This window comes from Ornithinibacillus proteolyticus (assembly GCF_039581225.1).
GTDB lineage: Bacteria > Bacillota > Bacilli > Bacillales > Amphibacillaceae > Ornithinibacillus > Ornithinibacillus massiliensis.
On the sequence record NZ_JBCPXV010000037.1, the window covers coordinates 1 to 18912 of the forward strand.

Sequence of the window (18912 nt, forward strand, 5' to 3'; positions counted from 1 at the left end):
TTCTCTGGTTGATATTTACAATGAACATCATTCCCAAAGGGAATAATCATGGAGGAGCCGTATGCGATGACCCGCACGTACGGAACTGCGAGAGGCGCATGAGTGATTCATGCGCCTACTCTATTTTACCTCAAGAATGATCTGCCATTAACCGTTTGTTTTAAATGATGTAAAATGTTCAGGTCTTGTAATTCATTTATTTAGCAAGATGATAAATGTTGAAGTTAAGCCTGTTATATCACAAGATAGCTTCTACAAAAATACTGATTTATCTGTACTAGATGAAGATTTTTCAAAGGTGTTAACCTGAAGAAGCTCGAATTTTAGACGGAGGTGTTGAATAGCTCGGTATCATAGTATAATGAAAAAAATGGTAAGTTTAAAAGGAGCTTTTAATCATGAAGAAATCATATTTTATATGGCTTGCTATTTATGGTGTTGTTTGGGTATTTGCTTATTTAGCATTTCCATCAGGTATAAACAAGATACAGCTTACTAGTATGTGCGTGTTTTTCATCATCTTGTTTATACTTCCTATCACTGCAAATAAACCAATTTGGCAGACCATTTTATTCTCCATACAAGCACTAACCACTATCGGTGTTTTTCATCACATGGGCAGTATGTTCAATCCATATGTATTTCTACTTCATGCGTTAATTATTGCCGAAGCAGTGTTTTACCTTAATCGCTTGAAGAGTTTTATTGTAATTGGCGTTCAGCTAATATGTGCTTTCGTAATCATGATGGAAGCTAATCTCTCTACTACCATATTAGTTTGGTATGGACTTTTATATAGTTTAATAATTACTGCCCTGTTCTATTTTCAGACGGTACATATTAGAGAAAACGAACTATCAAAGAAGTATGATGTCTTATTAGATGAATATAGAAAAATGAAAAGACAGCTTATGATTGAAGAAGAACAAGCAAGACTCGATGAGCGTAATATGATTGGGCGGGAAATCCATGATTCAGTTGGACATAAGCTTACTGCTTTGTTAATGCAATTTGAGGCATTCCGTTTAAATGCCGTGGAACAAGATAAAGAGAAAATGACAACCCTTAAAGAGCTTATCAGTCAAAGCTTAGAAGAAACAAGAAAAGCGGTAAAATCCTTTAAACAACCAGAAGTAGGCGGTCTCCAGGGGATTATTCGGTTAATCAGAAAGTTGGAAATAGAAAGCTATATGAAAATTCATTTCTCTGTTAAGCATGGTGCTTTCGCAGCTCCACTCTCAGGGGAGCAGTCCTTTGCCATATATCGTGCTGTACAAGAAGCGCTGACCAATATTATGAAGCATAGCTCAACAAGAGAGGCGCGTGTTATGTTTGAATCGCCTGGTCGAAGTATTTTTCGTTTCGAAGTAATCAACCAAACAACTTCTAATTACCATTTTCAAGAAGGATATGGATTGAAAGCAATGCGAGAACGATTAGAAAAAGTTGGAGGTTCATTGGATGTCACACAGGATGAGCATCAATTTAGGGTAAAAGGGGTTATTCGATTAATAGAACGAGGTGGACAGTATGATTAAAGTGTTGTTAGCAGAGGATCAAGTAATGGTACGTCAAGGTCTAAAAGCAATGATTGAAACAGATGAGGAGATTATTGTAACGGGTGAAGCAGGCAATGGTATGGAAGCTGTCGCTTTATGTGAAAAACAGCTTTTTGATATAGCTATATTAGATATTCGTATGCCAGAAATGGATGGGATTGAAACCGCAAAGGTATTACGGACACGATTCCCGCATATAAAAGTTTTAATGCTTACAACGTTTGACGACCAGCATTACGTGGTAGATTCGCTGAAGCTGGGAGTTAGTGGATATATGCTAAAAAACGGCGATACGCAGTCTCTTATACGATCGATTAAAAGTACGATGAGTGGTGGACTCTCACTGGAGGATCAGGTTGCAGCAAAAGTAATGCCTTATCTCCTTCAAAACCAAGAAGCAGATAAATCGGTAGACCCAACATTAACACCAAGAGAAAGAGCCATTTTAAAATGTATTGGAGAAGGGCTCAATAATAAGGAAGTAGCAGAACGGTTAGGGTTATCTGTAGGAACGGTAAAAAATCAAACAAGCCAAATTTTAGATAAATTAGAGTTAAGAGATCGAACTCAATTAGCAATATATGCAATTCGCCATCGATTAGTTTAGAAAAAATGACGAAAGTAACTAGTACCTATATCGTAAGTGACCAAAGTCAGTAGTGGCTTTGGTTTTTTTCGATTATGATGCAAGTATCAAACAGAAAAAAGGAGGAAAACCATGCTTGAAACTATCCGTTTAAGTAAGTCTTTCAAAGGAAAAAAGGCAGTGCAAGATGTTAATTTATATTTGGATAACGGAGAATCGGTTGGTCTGATAGGGCCAAACGGGGCTGGAAAATCAACAACGATTTCGATGATTTCATCATTAATAAAGCCAACAGCTGGAGAAATAAAGCTCAATGGTGAAAACATCATCAATAAACCGGAACAATTGAGGCGTATTTTAGGTGTAGTGCCACAGGAATTAGCGCTTTATCAGGAACTATCAGCATATGAGAACCTAAAATTTTTTGGTTCGATTTATAAGCTAAAGGGGGATGACCTCGAAAAAAGTATTCAGCGCTCATTGGAGATAGTAGGTTTGGAAGGTCGCCAAAAAGATTTAGTAAAAACTTTTTCAGGCGGGATGAAGCGACGGGTAAATATTGCTGTAGCATTACTACATCAACCCAAAATACTAATCTTAGATGAACCTACTGTTGGAATTGACCCACAATCTAGAAATCATATATTAGAAACGGTACGCATGTTAAATCAAAAGAATGGTACAACGATTCTATATACGAGCCATTACATGGAGGAAGTGGAGCAGCTTTGTGACAGATTGTACATTATGGATAATGGAGAAATTATTGCAACGGGGACAAAAGGTGAGCTACTAAGCATATTATCCGCAGAGGACACCATCAAAGTACAATTAAGCAAGATGAATGAAGTGTTTGTAGAGCAGGTGAAAGCGATAGAAGGGGTCCGGAAAGTAGAAGCTTCTGATGTAAATTTAAAAGTTATTGCAAATAAAGGGATCAATTTAGTCAGTGAACTAGTCTCCCTTGCCAATAACCATCATATTCAAATGATTAATTTTCATACGGAGACTCCGAGTTTGGAGGATGTATTCCTTCATTTGACTGGTCGAACTTTACGCGATTAAGGAGGTGTAGGAATGGGTAGCTTTATCAAAAAGGATTTATTAATTATGTGGCGAGATCGAAAAGAACTTATTACAGTTCTCTTGCTCCCGATTATTTTAGTAGTCGTACTAAATTTTGTTTTTTCTGGATTGCTAGGTAATGATAAAGAGTCTGAGCTTGATTTACAATTAGCGGTCGTAAATCAAGATAATCATGCAGACTTACAAGCCCAAATGAAGGATAAGTTAATGGATAACGAATCTGTTGGGAAAGAAGAAGTAGCTGTATTGGTAGAACAAGCAAGTCAGCTGAATCCAGCTTCGATGCTATTACATTACCTAGAAAGTGATGATTTAAAGAGTTTCGTAACAATACAAGAGCTTGAAGAAGCAGATGCTATAACAAAAGCAGAAGATGGTGATGTAGACGGCATTCTAATTATACCGGAAGGGTTTAGTGCCGATAGTCTATATGCAGCCTTTGTCGGACAGAGTCCAACCACTTCATTGGAATTAAAAATAGAAAAAGAAACTCAAAATAATCGTATTTTATTTGATATCATTCAGGGGTTTACAGATCAATTGAATTATCAATTTGCACTACAGGAATTAGATGCTTCTCAAGTAGAGATAGTAACTCCAGAAGGTGGAATCGAAAAAGTAGGAGCAGGTGATAGTTTTACACTAACTCAATATTTTACGATAGCAATGGGAGCATTGTTTGCCTTATTTCTAGCCTCGACCGTTGCTACTAAAGCAGGAGTAGAAATTAGAGAAAGAGTATTTTACCGTATTCAATTATCTAATAGTAATCCAATCCTCTATTTAATTGGAAAAATGGTATCTACTTTCATCTTAACTTGGCTGCAAATGATGTTTATTTTTGTATTTGCTCATTTTGTCCTTGATGCCTTTGCTGACAGGTCATTAAGTTTCTGGCTTGGCCTTATAGGAATTGTTACTTTACTTGCTATTGCTATTGCTAGTTTGGCAGCAATGTTCACAAGTATTTCGCTTCGCGTGATGAGTATTGATACAGCAAATGGGATCTTTATGCTATTTATTTTATTGTTCGGTATTATCGGTGGAAACTTTGTTCCTATTTATATATTACCGGATTGGCTTATGAAAATTGGTGAATGGACACCAAACGGGCTATCTTTAGTAATGCTCACTAATTGGATTCAGTTCGAAGAGTTATCAAACATCTTCACATCCATTCTGATTTTGATTGGGTTCTTCCTTTTATTTTTGATAATTAGTTTGGCCTTGTATCCAAAAAGGGGGAAAGCATAATGAAGTCAGTTTTATGGGCGCAATTTATTAAAGATAAGCGAAACCCGCTTTTCATCCTATTATTTATAGCTGCAAGCATTCTAGGTATCCTTTTATTTGCTGGAGGTGTTCAATCGCCGACAAAGGTTACTATCTTTAGTGAAGAGGAAAATGCCTCTGAAATAGTAGAGAAATGGCAAGAGCTGTTAAATATGGATAGCTCATTTACGTTCGAAATTGGTACTCCTGAACAGGCTCGTGAAGATGTAACAGATGGAAGAATTGACGTAGCATTAAAATTAATGGACATGGATTACCGGTTAGTCATAGCTAGTGAGCTTCCAACTATTTCTTTAGTTCGTCAACACGTGGAAAAAGTGTTTCAACGCGAAGCACAAATTCGCGCAGTGGCTGAAGCGGAAGAGGATGAAAATGTTCGAAGCAAGATCAATAGCTACCTTGAAAACGCACCATTTCACATAGAAACGAGAGGACTAGACGGAGAAGAGCTTCCGAATTTTAACATGAGTACTCAATTATTGTTTGCTTTTACCTTTTTAGTTGCTATGTTTATCCTAGGTTTGAAAGTGAACAATGTGACACATGATAAAGTTTCTGGTGTTTGGAATCGAATGATATTATCACCAATTAGTAAAGTAAGTATGTATAGCGGATATATTTTATATAGCTTTCTAATAACCATGTTTCAAATTGTGGTTGTGTTGCTCCTATTTAAGTATGTCATGAACTATGAATTAGGGGATCATTTAGGGCTAATTATCGTAATTTCTGCGTTTTTTGTTTTTAGTATGATTAGTATTGCTATGTTAATTACTGGATTTGTAAAAACTCCAGAACAATTTTTAAGCATTTACCCTTCAGTCATACCACTATTACCACTTATTAGTGGAGTTTATATGATGCCAGGTACGATAACCAATCCAGTGTTATTGTTTATTGCTGACTTATTTCCGTTGTCCCATGCAATGGATGCATTAATGTCTGTCATATTTAATGATGGTAGATTGGGAGATATTATGATGTCTCTATTGATTATGTTACTAATTGGAGTCGTGGCGATGGGAATAGGGATTAATATGATTGAACGGAGGAAATAGTATTCATTACGTTTAATGAATAGGTGAAAAAGCTCTCGAGTGTAAAAGATCGAGAGTTTTTTCAATTTAGACAGTAGAAGAGCGTTAAATCTCAGCCTAGAAAACAGTGATCTAAAATGAAGCTAAACATGATAAAAGAAGAATAAAAAAGGCGGATGAGAAGCAACTAGTTAGAAACTTCCACTTTTTGTATATATAATAGGAGAAGTATTAATAAAAACAACGTTGTCTTCATCTAAAAAGAAAAGACGTAGATTTTGAGGTGGAATGTTTGAAGAACACAGGATTAGTATTAGAAGGTGGAGGAAGCAGAGGAATCTATACGGCTGGCGTTATTCATTATTTAATGGAGCAAGATATATACCTTCCATATGTAATTGGTGTATCTGCAGGTGCCTGTAATGGTTCGTCTTATGTCGCACGGCAAATAGAACGAAATAGAGCGGTTCTGATTGATTACTTAGACCATCCCGATTATATATCATTTCGAAACTTCGTAAAGAAAAGAGAAATTTTTGGGATGGATTTTTTATTTGATGTGTTACCAAATGAATTAGAGCCTTTTGATTTTGACGCATTTTATGCTGCAAGGGAGGAGTTTGTCATTGGTGTTACCGACTGTATGACAGGGGAGCCTGTTTTTTATAAAAGGGAAGATTATAAAGATGAAATATTAAAGATAATTCGGGCATCGAGCTCCTTGCCATTATTCGCACCAGTTGTTGAATATGATAATCGAAGTCTGTTAGATGGAGGTATTTCCGATCCAATTCCAATCAAGCAATCGGTAAAAGACGGGAATCAAAAGAATGTCGTCATTTTAACGAGAAATAGAGGTTATGTTAAAAAGCCACAATCATTTGGATGGTACATGCGCAAAAAATATAAACAATACCCCGGTCTATTAAAAGCAATAGAAAGACGTCACCATGTATATAATGAAACATTAAATTATATATTTGAAGAGGAGAAAAAAGGAAATGTGTTTGTCATCAGCCCATCTGAAAAGTTAGAAGTTGGACGTGTGGAAAGAAGTAAAGCTAAACTAACCGACCTATATCATCTAGGGATGAAGGATGTAAAAAAACTGTCGGAGGAATTAAGGGAATTTTTATCCTAGTTGAAGAAATAATCACCATGAGAAGAGTATTATAGAATCATATATAATAAATCGCACCTCTTAACAAGGAGGTGCGATACTATTTTGTATTAGATATTTTAATATATGATAAAATCTGCTCTAAATATAGACTAGTGTTATTGGCATTTCCCACCGAACCTAAATCTCTCAGAATTTGAATGGTTTGTCGTAGTTTAGCCTCTCCAGATTCCTTGTTCCCTAACTTTAACTCTAAGGCTCCCTTTAGTTGCAGGATTTTAAGCCGTTCAAATAATTTATCTTCGGGTAATGGTATGGCATCAAGATAGGAGAAAAATTCCGTAATTTCCTGTTCGTATGTTAATTCTTCGGGAAAGCGATTAACTGGACCTATTAAGTAGGTAATGGTATTGATAAGGATAGCAGTAATCGTATCACGTGTTTTTTTTAATTCTTGATAACGGCTGCTTTTTATGTATGCTGTCTTAGAAAGCTGTATCACTACACCAGGATCAAGAAAGAACATCGTAGCGCTATAGAGAGCTAATTCGTAATATCCCCATACTTCGACCCGAAATAAATAATCTGTTAACAGATCGATTTCCGCTTTATTCACATTTTCGTCCATCATGGTGGAGCTCACCATACTATCGTAAACCTCAAGCATTAATACATTAAAATAATATGTTTCTATTCCATAACGCTCCCACTTTTTCATTTCTTGATCTTTTAGTTGCTTTAATCGATCTGAATTTTGACTAGTGTAGGCTGTATTGACTAGCTGGAAGAATTGTTCGAGCTGGCTTGGTTGGTAGTCGTGATGTACATATATAAATTCATCCATACTGAGCATCAGCTTGTCTAAAATTCTTGTGAAAATTCCAAGTGTTATATCCGAATCACCACGTTCAAATTTTGATAAAAATGAAATGGAACATACTCCATCAGCTAGCTCTTTCATCGTTACCCCTTTTTGCTTACGAATTATTCGAAAGGTTTCTCCATAGCTCCTCAATATTCTAACCACCTAACCTCAAATTCCACTATATGAAAGTTTTATAAATATTGCTAACCATCCAAATTAAAATAAACATACAACAAGTTCTTTTCCATTAGTATAACGGAAGAAATTAGAGGAGGATAATGAAATGAAAGAATTAAGGCATTATATTGCAGCGAATGGAACGATAATTGATGTGGAAAATGAAGTTTCTTTTGAGGGTTCTATTGAAATCTGTGATGGGAAAATAAGCAGGATTTATAGACAAAATGAAGCATTACCAGATGATATTAGTGTAGTGGATGTGAGTGGAAAGTATCTTATTCCTGGATTAATTGATATGCATTGCCATATTCAAGAACGATTTGCACCACATTTTTTAGCATCAGGGGTAACAACGGTCCGTAACACCGCGGGAAATGTATTTCTACTTAAGAATATGATTGATGCTCCATTCGATGTACCTACTCCACGTGTATATGCTGCAGACCGCATGATTGATGGAACCCCTGGCCTATGGGGACCAACCAGTTTTGGAAATCTAGTAACTGATGACCCAGAAATAGCTAGAAAAGAAGTGAGAAGACAGGCTGAAGCAGGGGCAAAATTTATTAAAGTGTATGGGCTGATAAAGAAAGAGGTTTTACAGGCAGTGGTGGAAGAGGCGAGAGAATTTAATCTAGAAGTAAGTTGTGATCTCATCCATGCAAAGGAATTGAATGCTTTAGAAGCAGCAGAAATTGGAGTGACATGGTTTGAGCATGCTTCAGGATTTGTACAAGCTCTTTATGATGGCTGGCATCCAACCGCGGATCAAGAAAAGTGGCGTCATATTGATTGGGAGAAACCAGATGAGGCGAGAATCAAAGCATTGTGTGAGGAAATGCTTAAGCATCATGTGAAGCTTTGCCCTACTTTAGTGCTTACGGACCAAGTAACACAGCAACCTAACCCGTGGTATCCCAAAAATAAAGTAACCGAGTCACTTAAGAAAGAAGGGATTTTAATCGATCACTGGGAAAAAAATGCGGAACAGGAAGCACTACTAAAAGAGCAGATCGGTATATTAGATCTGTTTACGAAAACAGTTGCCAAAACCTATGCCGATTTGGGAGGAACCGTTGTCGCAGGAACGGACACTCCTGCACTTATTTGGACCTTCCCAGGCATGGCTTTACATCGTGAATTAGAGTTATTTGTAGAAATTGGATTTTCAGAAATAGAGGCATTACAGGCTGCAACAATCCAGGCTGCCAGGTCTATCCAAATGGAGGAAATGGGTGTAATAAAAGAAGGGTTTATCGCGGATTTAGTCGTATTAGATGCGAATCCATTGATTGATATTCAACATACGAAGAGCATTCATCACATAATTAAAGGAGGAAAAATTTATTCACAAGATGAAATACTAAGTAACGTTCCAAGTGACGAATATATGGATAAGTTGCTAGCTGATTTTCAGATCGAATGGGAAAAAATTGAATCAGTGCAAAGCTAAAACATGAATTCATAGGCAGGTAAGGGTTGGGGATTTATATGATCAGCATAGGCAGAGGAGTACTAGTTTAAATCCGAGTTATGTACGTACTGGAAAAAGTAGTACTTAAGTAAGATAAAAACAAGGGATAGTCAGTTTAACTATCCCTTGTTTTTAATAGTAAAGATGTTAATGTGTTTCGATTACTAATGGTACAAATTTTTGATTATCTACATCAACTAATCCCATATCGGTTATTTTTGCTTTTGGTATAACAGGAAGTGTAGCGATTATTAATCGATGGATTGGATTTTTTCCGGGCATCATGCTTGCTTCAATTCGGTCCAAGAAAGCATTAATCCGTGGTGAAAATTCTTCAGCACTCTCCGTTGTCATTAACCCTGCAATCGGTAATTTAAGTTCAGCAACGATTTCCCCGTTTTTTACAGCAACCATTCCACCATTTGATTCTCTTAAGTGATTCGCTGCAATCTTCATATCTGTTTTGTTTACCCCTAATACCGCCAAATTATGACTATCGTGGGCAACAGTGGTTGCTACAGCACCTTCGATTATTCCAAATCCAGCTAAAACCCCTTTTGCAACATTGTTATTATGTCCGTGTCGATGAAAAACAGCGATATAGTTTAGTGGTGCTTTCTTACCATCATACTCACCTAAATTCACCTCTCCGTTAACAACCGGTAAGGTAACTTCAAGGAAATTCGTTGGAATTCCAGGCGCATAATCATATTCGATGGCATTAACTTTTGCTACGGTTGCATGTGGTTCTTCTACTGTAATGGATAGATCCTCTTCTTTAATTTCGGATAGTTTTACCGTATTCATAAAGTGCATAGGAGGATTAATTACATTTTGTTTTCTAATTAGATTACCCTTTTCCACGATTAGTTTTCCTGAAGTGAATACATCGGATACTACCATCGTCTTGATATCATCTAGTAGAACGATATCGGCAATTCGACCAGGGCTGATTGCACCAATATCGGTTCTTCTTAACCGGTTGGCAGCATTCAAGGTGCCATATCGAATGGCATTGATTGGGTCAATTCCTTCCTCTATTGCACGGCGAACCACATGATTCATATGACCTTGTTGTAATAAATCATTCGCTTTTACATCATCCGAACACAAGCAAACATTAGGTAGGTAGCCTTTATCTTTAATTACTTTCGCAATAGGTGCTACATTGTACGAAAAGGAGCTTTCCCGAATTTCAACAATCATTCCCGCTTGAAGTTTCTCTAGTGCTTCTTCACCGGTACGACATTCATGGTCGGAGTCAATTCCAGCTACTAGGTACGCAGAAAGATCACGCCCACTTAACGTTGGTGCATGGCCTTGAGCAATTTTTCCAGCATCAAGTGCAGCTTGGACAATACCAGCCATGCGCGGGTCTTGATGGACGACATCGTAATAATTCATCACTTCAGCTAATCCATCTATACCGTCCCATTGTATTAATTTCTCTACCAGTTCAGGAGTGAAATCAGCACCCGACGTTTCTAAACGAGGTGCAGATGGTACACAGGAAGGGAGATAAGTAAGGATTCGTAAATCCAAATCCTTACTTGCTTCAATCATATAAGCAAGCCCTTCTTCTCCTAGTACATTCGTAATTTCATGTGGATCTGTTACAACTGTTGTGGTCCCATGAGGCAGAACTACTTCCGCATACGTACTTGGAGTCAGCATACTGCTTTCGATGTGTACATGTGTGTCAATTAATCCTGGGATAGCGTATTTTCCCTGACCATCTATCACTTGTTTTGCTTGTAAAGTTGTTACTCCTGGCTTTGTTATATGAGCAATTTTATCTTGAAAAATTCCTATCGCTGCCGGGTAAATCTCACCGGTAAAAACATTAACTAATTTAATATTTTCAATGGCTAAATCTAACGGTATATCACCACGAGCAGCTGAAATCAGATTATGATTCATATTCGTTCACTCCAATACTAATCTATTAAATTAACCAAAGGTAATACGCTAGTGGAATACATAAGAAATATAGTCCAATAGGAATTTCGCGAACTTTTCCTGTGATTAATTTAATGACAACATAGGATAATATTCCAAACACAATTCCATTTGCGATACTGAAAGAAAATGCCGTTACTAGTATCGTAATTAATGCTGTGGCTAATTCATCTAATTTATCATAGTTGATATTTTTAAGAGATTCTAAAATAGTAATCCCGATTACTACTAGTGCTGGAGCAGTTGCAACAGATGGAACCATTAGGAATATAGGAGTTAATAATAAACATATCCAGAACATGACCCCTGCTGAAACAGCCGTTAAACCGGTTTTACCACCTTCACTAACACCACTTGCCGATTCTACATAGGTTGTGACAGTGGTAACCCCTAGTAAGGAACCAGTTATCGTTGCAGATGAGTCAACTATAAAAGGCTTTTTAATTCCTGGTAGGTTGCCGTCTTTATCTAGTAATCCAGCCTTTCCACTAACTCCTAATATTGTTCCAAGAGAAGAAAAGAAATCACCGGTAAAGAAAGTAAAGATTAACGGGAAGAACGATAGCTTTAATGCCGCTATCCAATCAACTTGAAAGAAGATGGATGTTGGATTTGGCGGTAATTGGAAAAATGTATCCGGTAAATTGGTAATTCCTAATGGAAGTCCTAGGACTGTAATTAAAATGATTCCCCATAGTACGGCACCTTTTACTTTCCTTGCCATTAAACCAATCGTAACCAAAATACCAATTACGGCTAATAGAACACTAGGTTCATGTAGGGTAGCTAGTGTCATATTGTTGCTTCCTTCTCGTTGAATGATAATACCACCATTCACAAGACCAGTGCCGACTATAAAAATACCCACTGATCCACTAATAGCAAGCTTAATATTTTTTGGAAGCATGTTGGAGATTGCTTCACGAAGGCCAAGTAAGGTTAAGACCAAGAAGGCTACACCAGAAATAAATATCATTCCTAAAGCCGTCTCCCATGTTGCAAGACCTGCTGCTACAACGGAGTATGCAAAAAAGGCGTTACTTCCCATTGCCGGTGCAAGGGCAAATGGTCGATTTGTAAAAATACCCATAATAATAGAAAATAGTCCAGAAACAATCATAGTGGATACCATCACAGCACCTACAGGCATGCCGGCAGCACCCATTAAATTAGGTTGAACGATGATGATATATGCCATTGTAATAAATGTTGTTATTCCGGCTAATATTTCGGTTCTAATGTTCGTGTTTAGCTCATTCAGTTTAAACATGCGATTAAGAAAATTACTCATGTAGTTGTTCTCTCCTTGTCGAATTATGTCGCTATAACCTGTTATATCACTTTCTAGTAATGATAGTCAACCTATTTTCATACATTTTCATCATTTGTTGTCGTTAATGTTCGGATTTTACTGTTTTGAGTAATTGTTAATCCAGATATAAATATATAATAGAGATAAATGGCTATAAATTTGAAACCTTATAATCAAGGGAAACGTATTTCTGATTAAACGTACTTGTAGGTAAATTACACAAGTATTCCGAGGGGGAGTAAGTTTGGAGAATTCGCCAATAACGAGTAAAGAGAGAATCGTAACAATTGATATTATTCGAGGGTTTGCGTTGTTTGGCATTTTTTTAGTCAATATGCCGTCCTTTCATAGTGCCATATTTATGAAATCAATGTATGGAGTGGAACCGGTATATACGGGATTGGATTATTGGTTAGATGTATTTTTTACGCTGTTTATCGATATGAAGTTTTTTACTATCTTTTCATTTTTGTTCGGATTAGGGTTTTATATTTTCATTAGTCGTGCTGAGGGGAAGGGCTTAGCTGCAACAAGTCTATATACGAGAAGAATGCTGGCATTATTATTGTTTGGTCTTATCCACCTTATTGCACTTTGGTATGGCGACATTTTGCATACCTATGCCCTTGCTGGGTTTTTCTTATTGTTTTTTTACAAAAGAAAGATTAAAACCATGCTCATCTGGGCAGGGAGCTTGTTACTAGTTTATAATGCCTTTAATAGTTTGACATTATTAATACCAAGTACTTTTCTAGAGGAGGTACAAGAATCATCAGCCGTAGTGGAAAGGGCTGTTTCTAATTATACGGAGGTTTATCAGAATGCTGGGTACCTAGAGTTAGTTAACTTTCGACTAGGGACAGAGTTACCAATGATTCTATTCAATCTAATTCTAGCAATGCTACCAGTATTGGCGATGTTTCTTATTGGGTTGGCTGCAGGGAAAGCTGGTGTATTCCAATATGTAACGAAGTACCTAAAGCTACTGAAGCAAATACGTCTTGTTACGTTCCTTATCAGTATTCCGCTTACTGCGATATTAGCTTTATTTACCTTAGGAATAGTGGATTGGGGAATTAAACAAGATTATGTCATTTATGTGTTAACTAGTGTTGGTAGTATTCCGTTATGCTTGTTTTATATTTCAGCCTTGACGTTATTACTTCAGCATGAAAAATGGCAACAAAGACTACGTGCACTTCGATTTACTGGTCAAATGGCGTTAACGAATTATCTATTCCAAACCATCTTTTCCGTTGTGATTTTTGTAGGATTTGGGTGGTATGGTAATGTAAGTCTTGGCATTGGAACGCTAATTTGTTTAGGGATTTTTGCAGGGCAAATGATGATAAGCACACTGTGGCTGAAGAAGTTTCGCTTTGGTCCATTTGAATGGTTGTGGAGAACGATTACGTATTGTAGGATACAACCGATTGCGAAGGATGTAAACTCGAAATCACCTTAGGCTACTAAAGAGCAGTAGTACTGGCATGTTTTCATTTTTTATGCTAATTTCATAACTAAGAGATTATGAACGTATCTATAATCGTAAGTAAAGGAGTGGCCCCAATGGAAATTAAACTAAATCAAAAAGTCATCAAAGAGCGTTGTGGGGCCGTCTCCTTTAAAAGAGGGGACGCCTTTTATCGTAATGGAAAGGTATGGATAGAAGCGATAACTTCTGAGTCCTTGGATGCTGTAGTACAAGGCGCAGAGGATTTCCAAGTCCACCTCGAGAAGACGAACCAAGGGTTTACCGCAACTTGTAGTTGCCCTTCACTTACTTCATTTCAAAAGGACTGCCAGCATGTTGCAGCAGTACTAATCGCCTATTCTCATCACCAAAAAGCAAGTACACACGAGCTTAATCCTGGAGAGGCATTACAAGAGCTACCAGAGGACTTACTCACGATATTTCAATCGCCGCCCACACGAAAATCTGGCGAGCAAACTCATTTTGAAAATAGAACAGTAGTAAGAGCTATGCTACTATGCGTGGTTGTTCCTGATGAAGATCAAAATAATCTACTTGGTATTGGCTTGTCCATTGGGGGACAACCGATAAAAGATATTCGTGACTTTCTCTGTCAAATAGATGAAGGGAAAAGGTATAATATCACAGATAATCATATATATGACCCGAGTAAACATTGCTTTGATAAAGAAACAGACCAAGTAATACAGCAATTAAACCGAATCATGAATGACGAAAAAATGTATCTACGAGCAATGCCTACTAAAGGAAGGCATCAAGCTGACAAAGCGATATTACCTGTCCCAGCGTCCTCGTGGAATAAATTAGAGCCATTGTTAATCCATGCTTCTCACGTGACATTGCAATATGCTGGCAAAACGTATTCACAGTTTCAAGTAGTCGATGAGCCATTGCCACTAACATTTGAATTTAAGAAAAACGAAGGTAATGGCTATCAATTGGTAATAGACGGATTGGACAAAATGGTAATTTTACATGAATACGACACGGTACTTACCAATGGCAAGATTGTCGTGGTAAAACGAGGAGAAGCAGAACGGCTATATGGTCTTAAGCGAATGATGGAGAATTCCAGAACAAGCGCTATCCCTATACCTGCTAATCAACTGAAATATTATATGGAGAAACTAGTCCCGCATTTGCGAAAGCTTGGAGAAGTTCATTTAACTGGTGAAGTAAATGCAGAAATTCAAAAGACACCATTACAGGCAAAGCTGTATGTTGACCGTGTGAAAAATCGTTTGCTAGCAGGTCTTGAATTTCATTATGAAAATGTAGTAATCAATCCACTAGACGGGCGTCAGCCGAAAGTAGGTTCTATGATTATTCGTGATATCGAGAAGGAAGAAGAAATTCTCAACATCATGAAGGAGAGTCAATTTATCCAAACGGAAAGTGGTTATTATATTCAAAATGAAGAATTAGAGTATAACTTTTTACATCATCAATTACCGAAGCTGCACCAGTTGGTACAAGTCTACGCAACAACAGCAGTACGTTTAAGGATTTTACCTAAAACAACGGTTCCTAAAATTAAAGTGAGACATTACCGAGAAAGAACACATTGGCTTGAATTTACTTTCTCCATTGATGGTATCCCAGAAGAAGAAATCAAGGATGTATTAGCGGCATTAGAGGAAAAGCGAAAGTATTATCGACTAAGAAATGGTACACTTTTCTCTTTAGAAACAAGAGAAATGGAGGAAATCCATCGATTCATGCATCAAGTACCAAGTCAAATCGATGAATGGGACCAGCAATTGAACGTGCCCATTGTGGAAGGACTAAGGTTACTTAATACGATGGAGTCTAGTGATACAGTGACGATAGAAGCATCTTTTAGGGAATTTCTTCATACTATTATGCATCCTGAACAGTTACCTTATGCTGTACCGAAATCCTTAGAAGATGTGCTGCGCACGTACCAAAAACAAGGCTTTAAATGGATGAAGGCTCTTGCACATTATGGATTCGGTGGGATACTAGCAGATGATATGGGGCTAGGGAAAACGATTCAAAGTATCGCTTTTATTCTATCAGAACTCGATGTTATCCGAGAAAGTGGACGTCCTGCATTAATTGTCTGTCCATCTTCTGTTACGTATAATTGGCAAAGCGAATTGATGAGATTTGCTCCTGAGCTTCAGATGGTAATCATTGACGGGAGCAAGACAGAACGGATGAAGCTACAGGCTGAGCTAACTAATGTAGATGTGATGATTACTAGCTATCCATTGCTACGCAGTGATAGTAGGTGGTATGAGGGACAGGAATTTCATGTTGTGTTTTTTGATGAAGCTCAAATGTTTAAGAACCCCCTAACCCAGACGGCAAGGGTGGTTAAAAAACTAAACGCTACCCACCGCTTTGCTTTAACTGGGACACCGATGGAGAATGCATTAGAGGAGCTATGGTCCATCTTTCATGTTGTGTTTCCCGAATTATTTTTAGGATTAAGGGAATATAGTAAACTAACTAAGAAGCAGATTGCAAGGAGAATTCGCCCATTTATGCTGCGGAGAGTGAAAGAGGATGTTCTGGAAGAATTACCGGAGAAACGAGAAGTCATTGATACAACGGAATTACTGCCAGAGCAAAAGAAACTGTATGCTAGTTATTTGGCAAAGTTAAGGCATAAGACATTGCGACATCTGGATAGAGAAACAATAAGAAAAAATCGGATTAGAATATTGGCTGGACTAACCAGACTACGACAAATCTGCTGCCATCCTGCTTTATTTGTTGATGGCTATGAGGGGGCTTCGGCAAAATTTGAACAGCTTATTCGGATCGTAGAGGAAGCAAGGCTTGCTGGACGCAGAATGCTGATATTCTCGCAATTTACAAAGATGTTAAACCTTATAGGACAAGAATTAACGCTTGAAGGAATTTCACATTTTTATTTGGATGGACAAACCCCTTCAGAGGAAAGGGTCGCCTTATGTAATAGGTTCAATGCTGGCGAGAGAGATGTTTTTCTTATATCGTTAAAAGCTGGTGGTACTGGTCTGAACTTAACTGGCGCTGATACTGTCATTTTTTTCGATAGCTGGTGGAATCCTGCAGTAGAAGAACAAGCAGCAGACCGTGCTCATCGTATTGGTCAGACACAAACGGTTCAAGTAATAAAGCTAGTAGCTAAAGGTACAGTGGAAGAGAAGATGAATGAATTGCAAGCAAGGAAGCGCCATTTAATAGAAGAAGTAATCGATCCGCAAAGTGAACAATCGATGTCACTTACGGAAGAAGATATTCAAGCTTTGTTGCAATAAGTTCACTTGCCATAGTTTATAGTGATGCATCAAGAAATCCAACCTTAGTAAATGGTATAAGGTTGGATTTTTTATTTTTAACGATTCGTTAGAAATAGGAACTAAACTTTCTTTTATATGTATATACATTAAACAAATTAGAAGGTGAATGAGTATGAGATTAAATAAACTTCAGGATTAAATTTTTTTAAAAGGTATGAAGCTAGTAAATAGGAGGGAAAAAGGTGAATTTTAAATTAGATGAGGCTCTGGAGATTTTGGAAAGAACACCTAAGACGTTAGAAAGTTTGCTTTTTGGTCTATCTGAAAGTTGGCTTCAAGTGAATGAAGGAGAAAGTACTTGGAATGCTTCCGAAGTGGTTGAGCATTTAATTGAAGCGGAGAAGGAGGATTGGCTGCCTAGAGTAGCAGCTATTCTTGTTCCAGATAAAGATAATCATTTTCCACCATTTGATCGCTTTGCCCATTTGAACAAAGAAGATAGATCAATCGATGTAGCATTAGCAGAATTTGCAAGGTTGCGAGTAGAGAGTATAGTAAAGCTTCGAGCCCTTATTCAAGATGATTCTGATTTTAGACGCACAGGTATTCATCCAGAATTTGGCGAAGTAACGCTTGAACAATTAATCTCGACATGGGTTGTCCATGATCTAACACATATCACCCAAATCGCTCGGGTAATGGCGAAGCGATATCAAAAGGATGTCGGTCCATGGGTTGCTTATTTAGGTGTGTTAAATTAGCCGTTTCTTCTTTGTGTCACTTTAAAAGGATTCTTTTCAAATAATATAATAAGATGAAAAATACAGGCGAATGTCACATACGCAATCGTCCATTTTTACATATCCTATTCATATAGAAATTATTAAGGAATATTTGAGGGGGTGTAAAGTATGGGATATGGAAGTTCATGTGGATGTGATATCGGACCATATTATGGATACGGCTATAATCATGGAAATGGATTTGTTCTAATCGTCGTATTGTTTATCCTGTTAATCATTGTAGGTGCTGCTTGTTTAAATTAGCTTAATGACAATCTTAATGAGAAAAGGAATGTAAAAGGAAGAGGGCACTTTTAGTTTAAAAAACTAAAGACTTATTGTGTAGAGTTTTTAGTTTTTTTATTTGCCTAAATGAAAACAAAGTTTTCATTTTCTTAATGAGTACACCTAAGAATGCTTGTATAAATAATCACACTCTTAGGTGTACTTTTTTAGAAAGGATTAATATTCACATACTTCTAAGCAATTTCCGTCTATGTCATAAAAGGCGAAGTACCGTGCACCATATTCTTTTATCTCTTCTACCTTGACGCCATTCATTTTTAAATGGCTATATGCCTGCTCTGCATTATTGACATAGAAATTAAACAAGCTACGTCTTGCTTGAAAATATACTGGGTCATTGGTAAGAAATAAGGTTATCGATGTATCGCCAAACTTAATACATTGATACTCTCTCTTATCACTCGCCCAATCGGGTATACCATCAAGCACTTGCATGTACCAATTCCGTGATTTTTCAATATCTCGTGTCGGTACAAAAACAGTGTCTATTCGTTGAAACAATGTTGACATAGTGTCTACCTCCTTTCCTACTTCGTACTATATAATTAATTCCACACAAACTAAGTAAATCCTTTTATCATTATGATTTAAAAGATAGAAAAAG

General features: G+C 37.2%; 15 protein-coding genes. 11 read left to right on the forward strand and 4 right to left on the reverse strand.

Annotated elements, in window-relative coordinates:
• The first annotated feature begins 398 nt into the window (after window positions 1–398).
• From AAIB49_RS15075 to AAIB49_RS15100, 6 genes are all read left to right on the forward strand, one after another.
• Entirely contained in the window at window positions 399–1538 is a 1140-nt protein-coding gene (locus AAIB49_RS15075; protein ID WP_186871036.1) for a sensor histidine kinase, read from the forward strand.
• Window positions 1531–2166, forward strand: coding sequence for a response regulator (locus tag AAIB49_RS15080; protein WP_343458510.1), 636 nt, complete (start codon window positions 1531–1533; stop codon window positions 2164–2166). Before AAIB49_RS15075 ends, AAIB49_RS15080 begins: the two co-directional genes overlap by 8 nt.
• A 111-nt stretch (window positions 2167–2277) precedes the next feature.
• Window positions 2278–3210 (forward strand): ABC transporter ATP-binding protein, encoded by a 933-nt coding sequence (locus tag AAIB49_RS15085; RefSeq protein WP_343458511.1) that lies wholly within the window; start codon window positions 2278–2280, stop codon window positions 3208–3210.
• A 12-nt stretch (window positions 3211–3222) separates the two neighbouring features.
• A complete protein-coding gene (locus AAIB49_RS15090) occupies window positions 3223–4485 on the forward strand; it encodes an ABC transporter permease (protein WP_343458512.1) in 1263 nt (420 codons plus the stop codon).
• The gene (locus AAIB49_RS15095; protein WP_343458513.1) at window positions 4485–5582 is read left to right on the forward strand and encodes an ABC transporter permease; all 1098 of its coding nucleotides are present in this window, start codon (window positions 4485–4487) and stop codon (window positions 5580–5582) included. Before AAIB49_RS15090 ends, AAIB49_RS15095 begins: the two co-directional genes overlap by 1 nt.
• A gap of 271 nt (window positions 5583–5853) precedes the next feature.
• The gene (locus tag AAIB49_RS15100) at window positions 5854–6702 is read left to right on the forward strand and encodes a patatin-like phospholipase family protein (protein ID WP_211741971.1); all 849 of its coding nucleotides are present in this window, start codon (window positions 5854–5856) and stop codon (window positions 6700–6702) included.
• Between the two features lie 79 nt (window positions 6703–6781).
• Here the strand turns inward: AAIB49_RS15100 and AAIB49_RS15105 are convergent, their stop codons facing one another.
• Window positions 6782–7696 carry a helix-turn-helix domain-containing protein gene (locus AAIB49_RS15105; protein ID WP_343458514.1) on the reverse strand — a complete coding sequence of 305 codons (915 nt, stop codon included), beginning with the start codon at window positions 7694–7696 and terminating at the stop codon, window positions 6782–6784.
• A 133-nt stretch (window positions 7697–7829) separates the two neighbouring features.
• On the opposite strand from AAIB49_RS15105, the gene AAIB49_RS15110 reads away from it, so the two are divergent.
• Window positions 7830–9179 (forward strand): amidohydrolase family protein, encoded by a 1350-nt coding sequence (locus AAIB49_RS15110; protein WP_343458515.1) that lies wholly within the window; start codon window positions 7830–7832, stop codon window positions 9177–9179.
• A 168-nt stretch (window positions 9180–9347) separates the two neighbouring features.
• On the opposite strand, the gene ade is transcribed toward AAIB49_RS15110, so the two are convergent.
• Both ade and AAIB49_RS15120 read right to left on the reverse strand, forming a co-directional pair.
• On the reverse strand, window positions 9348–11120 hold the full coding sequence (gene ade / locus AAIB49_RS15115) for an adenine deaminase (RefSeq protein WP_339216567.1): 1773 nt from the start codon (window positions 11118–11120) through the stop codon (window positions 9348–9350).
• Between the two features lie 25 nt (window positions 11121–11145).
• A complete protein-coding gene (locus AAIB49_RS15120; protein ID WP_211741969.1) occupies window positions 11146–12450 on the reverse strand; it encodes an NCS2 family permease in 1305 nt (434 codons plus the stop codon).
• Between the two features lie 265 nt (window positions 12451–12715).
• On the opposite strand from AAIB49_RS15120, the gene AAIB49_RS15125 reads away from it, so the two are divergent.
• The 4 genes from AAIB49_RS15125 to AAIB49_RS15140 all read left to right on the forward strand — a co-directional run bounded on the left by AAIB49_RS15125 (window position 12716) and on the right by AAIB49_RS15140 (window position 18266).
• Entirely contained in the window at window positions 12716–13936 is a 1221-nt protein-coding gene (locus AAIB49_RS15125; protein ID WP_343458516.1) for a DUF418 domain-containing protein, read from the forward strand.
• Between the two features lie 104 nt (window positions 13937–14040).
• Complete coding sequence (locus AAIB49_RS15130) at window positions 14041–17238, forward strand: DEAD/DEAH box helicase (RefSeq protein WP_343458517.1); 3198 nt, start codon at window positions 14041–14043, stop codon at window positions 17236–17238.
• A 224-nt stretch (window positions 17239–17462) separates the two neighbouring features.
• Window positions 17463–17981 (forward strand): DinB family protein, encoded by a 519-nt coding sequence (locus AAIB49_RS15135; RefSeq protein ID WP_339216561.1) that lies wholly within the window; start codon window positions 17463–17465, stop codon window positions 17979–17981.
• A 180-nt stretch (window positions 17982–18161) separates the two neighbouring features.
• Entirely contained in the window at window positions 18162–18266 is a 105-nt protein-coding gene (locus AAIB49_RS15140) for a YjcZ family sporulation protein (protein ID WP_445254532.1), read from the forward strand.
• A 198-nt stretch (window positions 18267–18464) separates the two neighbouring features.
• On the opposite strand, the gene AAIB49_RS15145 is transcribed toward AAIB49_RS15140, so the two are convergent.
• On the reverse strand, window positions 18465–18818 hold the full coding sequence (locus AAIB49_RS15145; protein WP_339216557.1) for a VOC family protein: 354 nt from the start codon (window positions 18816–18818) through the stop codon (window positions 18465–18467).
• Between the last annotated feature and the right edge of the window lie 94 nt (window positions 18819–18912).

Excerpts from the sequence above, each read along its gene's own strand:
- AAIB49_RS15080 (WP_343458510.1), top strand. The coding sequence starts at position 1,531 with ATGATTAAAGTGTTGTTAGCAGAGGATCAAGTAATGGTACGTCAAGGT.
- AAIB49_RS15085 (WP_343458511.1), top strand. The coding sequence starts at position 2,278 with ATGCTTGAAACTATCCGTTTAAGTAAGTCTTTCAAAGGAAAAAAGGCA.
- AAIB49_RS15110 (WP_343458515.1), top strand. The coding sequence starts at position 7,830 with ATGAAAGAATTAAGGCATTATATTGCAGCGAATGGAACGATAATTGAT.
- AAIB49_RS15095 (WP_343458513.1), top strand. The coding sequence starts at position 4,485 with ATGAAGTCAGTTTTATGGGCGCAATTTATTAAAGATAAGCGAAACCCG.
- ade (WP_339216567.1), bottom strand. The coding sequence starts at position 11,120 with ATGAATCATAATCTGATTTCAGCTGCTCGTGGTGATATACCGTTAGAT.
- AAIB49_RS15130 (WP_343458517.1), top strand. The coding sequence starts at position 14,041 with ATGGAAATTAAACTAAATCAAAAAGTCATCAAAGAGCGTTGTGGGGCC.
- AAIB49_RS15090 (WP_343458512.1), top strand. The coding sequence starts at position 3,223 with ATGGGTAGCTTTATCAAAAAGGATTTATTAATTATGTGGCGAGATCGA.
- AAIB49_RS15075 (WP_186871036.1), top strand. The coding sequence starts at position 399 with ATGAAGAAATCATATTTTATATGGCTTGCTATTTATGGTGTTGTTTGG.
- AAIB49_RS15120 (WP_211741969.1), bottom strand. The coding sequence starts at position 12,450 with ATGAGTAATTTTCTTAATCGCATGTTTAAACTGAATGAGCTAAACACG.
- AAIB49_RS15145 (WP_339216557.1), bottom strand. The coding sequence starts at position 18,818 with ATGTCAACATTGTTTCAACGAATAGACACTGTTTTTGTACCGACACGA.